9 protein-coding genes are annotated in these 11,625 nt (G+C 76.7%); 8 read left to right on the top strand and 1 reads right to left on the bottom strand.

Features of this window, described 5'->3' with window-relative positions; translation table 11 throughout:
• Positions 1-388: DUF222 domain-containing protein (locus tag ACI78Q_RS15315; protein ID WP_456924262.1), on the bottom strand; the 388-nt coding region annotated here is incomplete at its 3' end.
• A gap of 314 nt (positions 389-702) precedes the next feature.
• Between ACI78Q_RS15315 and ACI78Q_RS15310 the strand changes: the two genes are divergently transcribed.
• From ACI78Q_RS15310 to ACI78Q_RS15275, 8 genes are all read left to right on the top strand, one after another.
• Positions 703-2,328 (top strand): acyl-CoA dehydrogenase family protein, encoded by a 1,626-nt coding sequence (locus ACI78Q_RS15310; protein WP_456924261.1) that lies wholly within the window; start codon positions 703-705, stop codon positions 2,326-2,328.
• Positions 2,329-2,456: 128 nt separating this feature from the next.
• Positions 2,457-4,550, top strand: a complete 2,094-nt coding sequence (locus ACI78Q_RS15305) for a putative bifunctional diguanylate cyclase/phosphodiesterase (protein ID WP_456924260.1) — start codon at positions 2,457-2,459, stop codon at positions 4,548-4,550.
• Positions 4,551-4,732: 182 nt separating this feature from the next.
• Entirely contained in the window at positions 4,733-5,422 is a 690-nt protein-coding gene (locus ACI78Q_RS15300) for an NYN domain-containing protein (RefSeq protein WP_456924259.1), read from the top strand.
• A 4-nt stretch (positions 5,423-5,426) separates the two neighbouring features.
• A complete protein-coding gene (locus ACI78Q_RS15295) occupies positions 5,427-6,932 on the top strand; it encodes a phospholipase D-like domain-containing protein (RefSeq protein WP_456924258.1) in 1,506 nt (501 codons plus the stop codon).
• A 23-nt stretch (positions 6,933-6,955) separates the two neighbouring features.
• Positions 6,956-7,558, top strand: a complete 603-nt coding sequence (locus tag ACI78Q_RS15290; protein ID WP_456924257.1) for a GNAT family N-acetyltransferase — start codon at positions 6,956-6,958, stop codon at positions 7,556-7,558.
• Positions 7,559-7,634: 76 nt separating this feature from the next.
• The gene (locus tag ACI78Q_RS15285; RefSeq protein WP_456924256.1) at positions 7,635-8,285 is read left to right on the top strand and encodes a flagellar brake protein; all 651 of its coding nucleotides are present in this window, start codon (positions 7,635-7,637) and stop codon (positions 8,283-8,285) included.
• Positions 8,286-8,314: 29 nt separating this feature from the next.
• Complete coding sequence (locus ACI78Q_RS15280) at positions 8,315-10,012, top strand: ABC transporter (protein ID WP_456924255.1); 1,698 nt, start codon at positions 8,315-8,317, stop codon at positions 10,010-10,012.
• Positions 10,009-11,589 (top strand): GTPase, encoded by a 1,581-nt coding sequence (locus ACI78Q_RS15275; protein ID WP_456924254.1) that lies wholly within the window; start codon positions 10,009-10,011, stop codon positions 11,587-11,589. The genes ACI78Q_RS15280 and ACI78Q_RS15275 overlap by 4 nt, the downstream gene beginning before the upstream one ends.
• Positions 11,590-11,625: the final 36 nt, after the last annotated feature.

Raw genomic sequence — 11,625 nt, 5'->3', positions numbered from 1 at the left:
GGTCCACGCCCTGCTCGACGGCGGCGGCCAGCCGGTCGTCCTTGGTGATCGGGGCGATGACGGCGACCTGCTCGGGCGTGACGTGCCCGTCGGCGCACGCCGCGGCCACCGCCGGCAGCTGGACCAGGGCGCGGCCGTTGCGCACCACCCGCCCGGCCTCGGCCGGCGACAGCCGCCCGTGCCCGCGCAGCCACGACTGCATGCTCTTCAGCCCGTCGTGCTCCGCCGCCCCGGTCACCTCGCACTCCCGCACGGTGCGGGCGACCTCCGCCGCCAGCCGGTTCGACGCGGCCAGCAGCCCGCGCAGCCGGTCCAGCAACTCCGCCGCGCCCAGCGGCGCCAGCTCCTCACCGACCACGGCGTCGAGCACCGAGGGCAAGCCGTCCACGACGCCTCCCGCCACCTTCGATCACGTGTTCGAAATCTATCCCGGCGAGGAGGCGCAAACCACCCGAATCCCCAGCTCAGCGGCCTGTCCACAGATCGGTCGGGAGTCTTGTCCACCGCGTCTGCTCAGCCTTCCGGGCAGTCGTTGCAGCGACCGGCTCCCGCGACGGTGCCTCGGCGCGGCCGCCACGGCGTCCCGCCCCGCCCGGCCGCCATGGCGCCCGCCTCCCGGTGCGGCCCGGGTCCCTCCTCGCGAGCGGCGCACCGCGGGCCCGCCGCGTTCCACGTGGAACCGGGCCGTCGTACGGTCCGCCCATGGGTGTCACGCACGAGGTCACCAACCAGGTCCCCCCGCTGGTCGGGCACGACCCGATCGCAGGGGACGCCGCGTTGACCGAGGCCTGCCTGCGGCACGCCGACCAGTCCGCGCTCGACTCGCTCAAGGCCCTCGGCGCGCTGGCCGGCAGCGAGCAGGCGCAGGAGTGGGGCCGGCTGGCCGACGAGAACCCGCCCCGCCTCAGGACCCACGACCGCTACGGCCACCGGGTCGACGAGGTCGAGTTCCACCCGGCCTGGCACGAGCTCATGCGCACGGCGTTCGAGCACGGCCTCGCCGGCGCACCGTGGCACCGGGAACGCCCCGACCCGCACGCGCACGTCCGCCGTGCCGTCGGCTACCTCGGCTGGACGCAGGTCGAGATGGGCCACGCCTGCCCGGTGACGATGACCTACGCCGTCGTCCCGGCGCTGCGGGCCGCGCCGGACCTCGCGGCCCGGTTCGAGCCCGGGCTGACCGCGCCGGCCTACGAGTTCGGGCTGACCGAACCGACGGCCAAGCGGGGCCTGGTCGCCGGCATGGGGATGACCGAGAAGCAGGGCGGCTCCGACGTCCGCGCCAACACCACCCGCGCCGTCCCGAACGCGGACGGGACGTACGCCCTGACCGGCCACAAGTGGTTCACCAGCGCCCCGATGAGCGACCTGTTCCTGGTCCTCGCCCAGCTCCCCGAGGGCGTCTCGTGCTTCCTCGTGCCCCGCGTCCTCCCCGACGGCACCCGCAACGTCTTCCGCCTGCAGCGCCTCAAGGACAAGCTCGGCGACCGCTCCAACGCCTCCAGCGAGGTCGAGTTCGAGGGGACGACGGCGGAGCTGGTGGGCGAGCCCGGTCGGGGCGTCCCCACGATCATCGAGATGGTCAACACGACGCGGCTCGACTGCGTCCTCGGGTCGGCCGCCACGGTGCGGGCCGCGCTCACCCAGGCGATCCACCACGCGCGGCACCGGCGGGCGTTCGGTGCCCTGCTGGCCGACCAGCCGCTCATGCAGAACGTGCTGGCCGACCTCACCGTCGAGAGCGAGGCGGCCACCGCGCTGGCCGTCCGGCTCGCCGCCGCCGTCGACGCGGGGGAGTCCGCGTTCCTCCGGCTGGCCGGCGCGGCCGCCAAGTTCTGGGTCTGCAAGCGCACCCCGACCGCGGTCGCCGAGGCGCTGGAGGTGCTGGGCGGCAACGGCTACGTCGAGGAGTCCGGCCTGCCGCGGCTCTACCGCCAGGCGCCGCTGAACTCCATCTGGGAGGGCTCGGGCAACGTCATCGCGCTCGACGTCCTCCGGGCCCTGGGCCGCTCGTCGGAGTCGCTGGCCGCCGTCCGTGCGGAGCTGGACCTGGCCCGCGGTGCCGACCGCCGCCTCGACGCCGCCGTGGCCCGGCTCGCGGTCGAGCTCACCGACGCCGAGGGGCTGCCGGTGCGTGCCCGCCGGGTCGCCGGCCAGCTGGCCCTGTGTCTGCAGGGCTCGCTGCTCGTGCGGTACGCGCCGGCTGCCGTCGCCGACGCCTTCTGCGCCACCCGCCTCGGTGGCGACTGGAGCCCGGTGCTGGGCACGCTGCCCGCGGGCACCGCCCTGGCCGGCGTCGTCGAGCGGGGCGCCGTTCCGGCTCCCTGAATTACATGCGTGCGGTTACCCTCGGTTGTGCGTCATGCGCCGCAGCGCCGTCCGGGGGACGGGGTGGCGGCGTGGCCCTGGAGGAGAGGGGCCCACGGCGGCCGCAGGGGGAAGAGGAAGCGGGCAGGGTGCACCGACACGTCCACGCGGGGGCTTCGGCCGATCCCCTGTCGACGGTTCCCGACGCCGTCTACCGCCTCGACGCCGACGGCCGCTTCACCTACGTGAACGCCGCCGCCGCCGCGCTGCTCGGCCGCGCGGTGCACGACCTGGTCGGCCAGGACTCCCTCGAGTGCTTCCCCGAGGCGCGCGGCTCCGTGCTGGAGGAGCGCTACCGGGCCGCCCTCGCCGACGGCAGGTCCCGCACCGTCGAGTTCTTCTACCGCCCGCGCAACCGTTGGTACGAGGCCCGCGTGTTCCCCGGCGCCGCCGGCCTGACCGTCTTCCTCCGGGACGTCGACGCGGAGCACCGGCGCCGCAGCGCCCGCGACCAGGAGCTCGTCCAGTTGACCGCCGTCCTCGACGGGCTGCCCTCACCCACGGTCCTGCTCGACCAGAGTGGCCGGATCGTGTCGGTCAACCGGCGGTGGAGCGCGGCGTCGGAGATCGTGCGGCGCTCGGGGTTCCGGGCCGCCGGGGTGGGCGACGACTACCTCGAGGTCCTCTCCGAGAGCATCGAGGGGGAGGACCGCGAGGCGATCACCCGCGGCATCGGGGAGCTGATCGCCGGCGGCGCCGGCGTGGCCGACCGGCCGTTCACCCGCGACTACGCGCACGTGCTGGGCACCGACCACGCCTGGTTCCGCCTGCAGGCGGCGCGGGTCGAGCACTCCGGCCGCGTCGTGGTCACCCACATCGACATCACCGAGCGGGTGCGCGCCCAGGAGGCCCTCGCCTGGCAGGCCAGCCACGACGACCTCACCGGCCTGCCCAACCGCGCCCGGCTGCTGGCGCTGATCGGCGAGGCGCTGGCCGAGCCGGGTGGCCGGGCGGCGCTGCTGTTCCTCGACCTCGACGGGTTCAAGACGGTCAACGACTCCCTCGGTCACGCCGTCGGCGACGAGCTGCTGCGGCAGGTCGGCGCCCGCCTGGCCGGCCAGGTGCGCCCGGGCGACAGCGTGGGCCGGCTCGGCGGCGACCAGTTCCTGGTCCTGGCCCGAGACTGCGACACCTCGGAGGCCGCCGCCCTCGCCTTCCGGCTGCAGACGTCCTTCACCCGCCCGTTCCAGGCGTCGGGCATCTCCGTGCCGCTGTCGGTCAGCATCGGCGTCGCCGCCGCCCAGCCCGGCGCCCGCCAGGCCCACCAGCTGCTCAGCGACGCCGACGCGGCGGCCTACGCCGCGAAGGGCGCCGGCCGCGACCGCATCCACCTGTTCTCCCCGGGGCTGCGGGACGCCGCGCGGTGGCGGCTCGAGGTGGCCAACCGGCTCCGCGACGGCGCGGTCGACCAGTTCGTCGTCCACTACCAACCGGTGGTCCGGGTCGACACCGGGGAGGTCGACGGGGTGGAGGCGCTGCTGCGCTGGCAGCACCCCGACCGCGGCCTGCTGTCGCCCGACGCCTTCCTCTCCGTCGCCGAGGAGACCGGGCAGCTCATCCCGATCACCCGCTGGCTGCTGGGGGAGACGACGCGGCAGGCCGCGCAGTGGGAGGCCGAGGGGCTGCGGCTGCGCATGTCGGTGAACATCAGCGCCCGGCACTTCTCCGCCGAGACGCTGGTCCGCGACGTCCGCGTGGCGCTGCACGACTCCGGGCTGCCGGCCGAGCGGCTGGTGCTCGAGCTCACCGAGACCAGCGTCGCCGAGGACCCGACGCGCGCCGAGGACCAGCTGTCGGTGCTGCGCAACTCCGGCGTCCGGGTGGCCATCGACGACTTCGGCACCGGCTGGTCCTCCCTCGCCCAGCTGCTCGCCCTGCCGATCGGGACGCTGAAGATCGACCGCTCGCTGCTGACCGCGGCCGCCCGGCTGGCCGCCGGGGGCACCGGTGCGGTGCTCGCCGCGATCGTCTCCCTCGCCCGCACCCTGGGCATCCGGTCGGTGGCCGAGGGCGTCGAGACCGCCGAGCACCTGGAGATGGTTCGTGAGGCCGGCTGCGACCTGGCCCAGGGCTATCTGCTCGCCCGCCCGATGCCGGCCGGTGAGGTGCCGCGCTGGGCCGACCGGGTGCGCGCTGCCGGCGGTGACTCCTGCGCCCTCGCCCTGCAGGGCCGGGGCTGCTGAGCGGTCCCGTGTCGGCAGCACCGGGAGCGGGGGACGGCGGGTCCCGCCTGCGCCGCCGCAGTCGCCGGGCCACGGCCCCCGCCGGACCGCCGCGCCCCGCCGCACCACCGGCCCCCGCCGCGCCGCCGCCCGTGGCGGGTGTCCCGTCGGCGGTGCTGTCGGTCACCGGGCAGACTGCCCCCGTGACCGACCTGGACCTCGCCGGCGACCCGGCAGCCGAGGAAGCCCAGCCGCAGGGCCGGGCCCGCCCGGCGCTGGACCTGCTCATCTGGGACGCGCCGAACATCGACATGACCCTGTCGACGGTGATCGGCGCCCGGCCCACCGCGGCGTCCCGGCCGCGCTTCGACGCGATCGCGGCGTGGTTCGTCGAGGGCGCCGGGGACCCCGGTGCGCCCGACGCCCCCGAGGTCGAGGCCTGCGTCTTCGCCAACATCCCGCCGGTCGTGGGCTCGCTGCAGCGCTGGGTCGAGGCGTTGCGCAACTTCGGGTTCGCCGTCTTCGCCCGGCCCAAGACCCAGCCCGACGACGACATCGACCAGGACATGCTCGACCACATCGCCGTCCGGCAGCACAGCCATCGGCTGCGCCGCCTCGTGGTCTTCTCCGGCGACGGGCGCAACTTCGCCGAGCCGCTGGAGGAGCTGGCCCGCACCGGCACCCAGGTCGTCGTCGTCGCCTTCAGCGAGGTGGCCGGCTACGCGATCGGCTCGGACCTGCTCGAGTTCATCGACATCGAGGACGTCCCCGGCGCCTTCGTCGAGCCGCTGGACCGCGTCCGCCTCGACGCGCTCCCGCCCGACGGCGCCTGGCTGCGGCCCACGCGCAGCCTGCGGGAGTTCGTGTCCGGCTTCCTGCGCCGCAACGGCTGACCGGGTGCTGGACGACGGGACGGGTCCGGTCCTCGCCGAGGAGCTCCTGGTCCCCGGCGAGACCTGCTGGCGGGTGGAGCGCGCCGACCGGCACGCGGTGTTCGTCGACGCCGCCGACTACTTCGCCGCGCTCAAGGGCGCGGTGCTGCGGGCCCAGCGCCGGGTGCTGTTCATCGGCTGGGACTTCGACCCGCGGATCCGCCTGGACCCCCGCCGGTCGGGACGCCGGCACACCGGGGGCCGTCGCGCGGACAAGCTGGGCCGGGTGCTGGAGGACGCCGTCCGGGCCAACCCGCGGCTGGAGATCGGCGTGCTGCAGTGGGACTACGGCATGGTCGTGGGCCTCGGCCGGGGGCTGGCGCCGATCGTCCTGCTCAACCGGCGCACCCCCGAGCGGCTGACGATGACCGTCGACACGCACCACCCCGTCGGCGGCGCGCACCACCAGAAGATCGTGGTCATCGACGACTGCCTGGCCTTCGCCGGCGGCATCGACGTCACCGCCGACCGGTGGGACACCCCCGAGCACCTGGACCGGCAGCCGCTGCGCCGCCGTCCGTCCACCCACCGCCCGACCGGCCCGTGGCACGACGTCACCAGCCTGGTGTCCGGCCCGGCCGCCCGGGCGCTCGGCGACCTCGCGCGGGAGCGCTGGGCCAGCGGCACCGGCCGCAGCCTGGAACCGGTTCCGGACGTCGAGGCGTGCTGGCCGCCGGAGGTCGAGCCGCTCCTGACCGACGTCGACGTCGCGATCTCCCGCACCCGTCCCGAGCACGGCGGGCAGAGCCTCGTGCACGAGATCGAGCTGCTGTGGCTGGCCGCGATCGCCGCCGCCCGGCGCACCGTGTACGTCGAGAGCCAGTACTTCGCCAACCGCCGGGTCGCCGAGGCGATCGCCGAGCGGCTGCGGGAGGAGGACGGGCCGGAGTTCGTCGTCGTCAACCCGGAGAGCGCCGACGGCTGGCTGGAGGAGAAGGCGATGGGCACCGCCCGCGCCAAGCTCCTGGCGCTGGTCGCCGACGCCGACGTCCACGGCCGGTTCCGGCTGTACGTGCCGGTCACCGCCGGACGGCGGCCGATCTACGTGCACGCCAAGGTGCTCGTCGTCGACGACCGGCTGCTGCGGATCGGCTCGGCGAACCTCAACAACCGCTCCATGGGCCTGGACACCGAGTGCGACCTCTCGATCGAGGCCCGCGACGGCCACCCGCGGCGCGACGAGCTCGCCGGGACGATCACCGGCTTCCGCGACCGCCTGCTCGGCGAGCACCTCGGGGTACCGCCGGAGGCGGTCGCCGCGACGGTCGCCGAGTGCGGCGGCTCCCTGCTGCAGGCGGTGGAGCGGCTGCGCCGGCCACAGGGACGCTCGCTGGTGCCGTTCGTGCCCCCGGACCTCGGCCCGGTGGAGCGGCTGCTGGCCGACACCGAGCTGCTGGACGCCGAGCGGACGCCGAACCGCTGGCGGCGGGTGCGCCGCAGCTCCCGGCCCCGGGTCCGCCGCACCCGCTGAGGCCGCCCGGCAGGATGGCCGGGATGACCGGCGCCTGGCAGCAGACCCCCACCCTGCACGGACGGCGGGTGCTGCTCGTCCCGCTGGCGGAGGAGCACGCCGACGGGTGGCTGGCGGCCGCCGACGACGACGTCTTCGCGCACCTGACCATCCCGCGGCCGGCCACGCGGGCGGAGGCGGCCGCGCAGATCGCCGCCGCCCGCGCGGAGGCCGACCGGCGGCCCCTCGCCCAGCTCGACCCGGCCACCGGCGCCTTCCTCGGCACCACCAGCTACCACGACGTCGACGAGGCCCGCCGCGCGCTGGCGATCGGCCACACCTGGCTGGCCGCCGGCGCGCAGCGCAGCGGGGTGAACCGCGAGGCCAAGCTGCTCCTGCTGACCCACGCCTTCGAGCACCTGGGCGCGGTCCGCGTCGTCTGGCACACCGACGAGCGCAACACGCGGTCGCGGGCGGCCATCGCCGCCCTCGGTGCCGGTGAGGAGGGCCGGCTGCGCAAGCACCGCCTCCGCCGCGACGGCACCTGGCGGACGACGGTCCAGTTCGCCATGACCGACGACGACTGGCCGGCGGTCCGCCAGCGGTTGCGGGCCTCCCTCGACGGGGGTGGGACACCCCGCACCTGAGCATCGCCGGGCGCGGCGGCGGTTACGGTCTGCTGACGACGTCCGCGCGACGTCGGAGAACCCGGAACGGAGACCGATGAGCACCCCCGGCGTCGACCACCCGATGCAGGACTGCGAGGCCGAGATCAGCACGGCCACGCGCAGCCTGTCGGTGAGCGCGCGGGTGGAGTCGACCGGTCCTGCCGCCGTGGTGGTCCGCCCGTCGGCCGGCGACTTCGTCGAGCAGACGGTGGTGCGGGTCGGCGAGCCGGTGTCGGTGTTCTGGATGGGCCCGGAGGGCGGCCGCTCCCTGATGGCCGAGGTCACCACCGTCGAGCGCGGCGCGGTGCCCCGCTGGCACCTCGCGGTCACCTCGCCGGCGGAGGAGACCCAGCGGCGGACGGCGGTGCGTGCGCGGGTCTCCCTCCCGGTCGTGGCCGCGGTCAACGGGGTGGACCTCGACGGCGAGACCCTGGACTTCAGCGAGGCCGGGTGCCGCGCCGTGGTGGAGGCCTACGGCAACGAGCCGCTGCCCGGCGCCCGCATGGGGATGACGCTGGAGCTGGAGGGCGGCGCGCTGGTCACCGTGGCCGAGGTCGTGCGCCAGCACACCCGCAACTCCCGCTGGCACCTCTCCCTGCGCTTCGTCGACCTGCCCGAGAAGGAGCAGGACCGGCTGCGCCGGCGGGTCTTCCAGGCGCTGCGCGAGGAGCGCGCCCGCCAGGCGGCGATGGCGAGCTCCGACTAACAACCGCCTCACCGGGATAGTCCCCGGGGGTGACCCTCCCCTCGCGGCTGCCCGACGCCCTGGCCGCGCTGCGGGACGCCGTCGCCGCGGCCCCCCTCGGACTGGCCGCTCCCACCGCCGACCGCGCCCGCCGCGCCGCCCGGAGCGTCGTCGAGCAGGTCGACGACTACCTGCTGCCCCGGCTGCGCGACCTGGACGCACCGCTGCTGACCGTCGTCGGCGGCTCCACCGGGGCCGGCAAGTCCACGCTGGTCAACAGCCTGGTCGGCGCCCCGGTCACCACCGCCGGCGTACTCCGGCCCACCACCCGCGCGCCCGTGCTGGTCTGCGCGCGGGCCGACACCGCCGCCTTCTCCGGCGACCGGGTGCTCCCCGGACTGGCCCGCGTGACCGGCGGTGCCGGAGGGTCCGGCACCCTGCAGCTGGTGCCGCGGGACGACGTCCCGCCCGGCCTCGCGGTGCTGGACGCGCCGGACGTCGACTCGGTGGTGGAGTCCAACCGCGAGCTCGCCGCCCAGCTCCTGGCCGCCGCCGACCTGTGGGTCTTCGTCACCACCGCGGCCCGCTACGCCGACGCCGTCCCCTGGGACCTCCTGCGGACGGCGCAGGAGCGGGGCACCGCGCTGGCCGTCGTCCTGGACCGGGTGCCCCCGGGCGCCGCGGCCGAGATCGCGCCCGACCTCGAGGGGATGCTGCAGCGGGCCGGGCTGGCCGGCGCGCGGCTGTTCGTCGTCGAGGAGCGCCCGCTGGTCGACGGCTTCCTCCCCGACGACCAGGTGGCGCCGCTGCGGCAGTGGCTGCACGCCCTCGCCGCCGACCAGGAGCAGCGCGCCGCCGTCGTCCGCCAGACCCTCACCGGCGCGCTGGCCAGCCTGGAGGAGCGGGTGGCCGGCATCGCCGCCGCGGTGGAGGAGCAGGCGGCGGCCGCCGCCGCCCTGCGGGGTGCCGCGGCCGCGGCCTACACCGCCGCCTACGAGGGGGTCGACGACGGCGTGCGCAGCGGCAGCCTGCTGCGCGGCGAGGTGCTCGCCCGCTGGCAGGAGTTCGTCGGCACCGGCGAGTGGATGCGCTCGCTGCAGAGCTCGATCGGCCGGCTGCGCGACCGGGTCACCGCCGCGCTGAGCGGGCGGGCCACCCCCGCCGACGACCTCACCGGCGCCCTGGAGTCCAGCGTGGAGACGCTGCTGCGGGCCGAGGCCGACCGCGCCGCCGAGCGCACGGTCACCGCCTGGAGGGCGCTGCCGGGCGGGCCGGGCCTGCTGGACGCCGCCGACGAGGACCTCGAGCGGGTCTCCGACGACTTCCCGGAGGCCGCCTCGGCGCAGGTCCGCGACTGGCAGGGCCACGTGCTGGACCTCGTCCGCGAGGAGGGCGCCGGCAAGCGCACCCGCGCCCGCGTCCTGTCCTGGGGCGTCAACGGCGCCGGCGCCGTCGTCATGGTCGCCGTCTTCGCCCAGACCGGCGGGCTCACCGGCGGGGAGGTCGCCGTCGCCGGCGGGACGACGGCGGTCGGGCAGCGGCTGCTGGAGGCGGTGTTCGGGGACGCCGCCGTCCGGTCGCTGGCCGCCCGCGCCCGCGAGGACCTCCAGGCCCGCGCCGACACCCTGCTCCGGTACGAGCAGGGCCGCTTCGACGAGCTGGTCGACGCCGTCGCCCCGGGTCCGGACGACGCCGGGCGGTTGCGGGCGGCCGCCGCCGCACTCACCGCGGCACGGGCGGGCGCATGAGCCGGAGGACGCCGCCGCTGGCCGACCGGCTGGCGGCCCTGCGCGAGGCCGTCGAGGTGGCCGAGGAGCGGCTGGAGGTGCCCGAGGTCGGGCAGGCGCGGGCGCTGCTGGCCAAGGCCGGGGCGCGGGAGGCGCTGGGCGACGCCACCGTCGTCGCGCTGGCCGGGGCCACCGGCAGCGGCAAGTCCACGCTGTTCAACGCGCTGTCGGGCAGCGAGGTGAGCACGCCCGGCGTCCGCCGGCCGACCACCGGCGTCGCGCACGCCACGGTCTGGGGCGGGGACGGCGCCGACCGGCTGCTCGACTGGCTGGAGGTGCCCCGCCGGCACCGGCACGCCCCCGAGCCGGCCCTCGACGGGCTGGTGCTGCTCGACCTCCCCGACCACGACAGCATCAAGCTCGAGCACCGGCTGGAGGTCGACCGGCTGGTGCAGCTCGTCGACGTGCTGGTGTGGGTGCTCGACCCCGAGAAGTACGCCGACGCCGCCGTCCACGAGCGGTACCTGGTGCCGCTGGCCGGGCACGCCGGCGTCCTGCTCGTCGTCCTCAACCAGGTCGACCGGCTCGACCCGGCGTCCGCCCGTGCCTGCCTGGCCGACCTGCGGGCCCTCCTCGACCGTGAGGGCCTGGCCGGGACGCCGCTGCTGGCCGTCTCCGCGCGCACCGGCACCGGCCTGGGCGAGCTGCGCGCCGACCTGGCCACGCGCGTCTCTGCCCGCCGGGCGGCGACCGACCGGCTCACCGCCGACGTGCGCTCGGCGGCCGGCGCGCTCTCCGCCCAGTGCGGCGACGGCGGCGGCGCGGGGGTCGGCCGGCAGGACCGCGAGGAGCTCACCGAGGCCCTCGCCGACGCGGCGGGTGTCCCGGCGGTGGCCGGCGCCGTCGAGCGCTCGGTCCGGCGCAGCGGGACGGCGGCCACCGGCTGGCCGCTGGTGCGCTGGACCCGCAAGCTGCGCGCCGACCCGCTCGACCGGCTGCACCTCGGCGCGGGGCAGGGCTCGGCGCGCACCTCGCTGCCCGCCGCGGGCGCGGTGCAGAAGGCCGCGGTGACCCGAGCCGTGCGGCAGGCACGCGAGTCCGCGGGGGAGGGCCTGCCGCAGGCGTGGCGGGACGACCTGCGGCGCACGGTCGAGGTCTCCGAGGAGCGCCTGGCCGACGAGCTCGACCGCGCCGTGGCCGGCACCGACCTCGGGCCGCAACGCACCCCGCTGTGGCAGCGGGGCGTCGGCGGCCTGCAGTGGCTGCTCGTGCTGGCGGCGCTGGCCGGCGCGCTGTGGCTGCTGGCGCTGGTGGTCCTGGGCTTCTTCCAGCTGGACGACGTCGTCCCGCTGCCCCGGGTGGAGGGGCTGCCGCTGCCGACGCTGCTGGTGGTCGGCGGGCTGCTGGCGGGGGCGTTGCTGGCGCTGCTGGCCCGGCCGCTGGTGGGGGCCCGGGCCCGCCGCCTGGCCCGCCGGGCGACGCAGCGGCTGGAGGCCGCGGTCGACGTGGTGGCGCAGGAGGAGGTGCTGGCCCCGATGGCGGCGGTCCGGGAGGACCACGACCGCTTCTGCGCGGCGGTCACCCGGGCGGGGAAGTAGCGGCCCCGCTGCGCTGAGCCCGGTCTGTGCGCACAT

The organism is Geodermatophilus sp. SYSU D00705, assembly GCF_054050135.1.
Note: the sequence above shows the minus strand (reverse complement) of the source record. Positions and strands in the feature narration are given on the sequence as shown.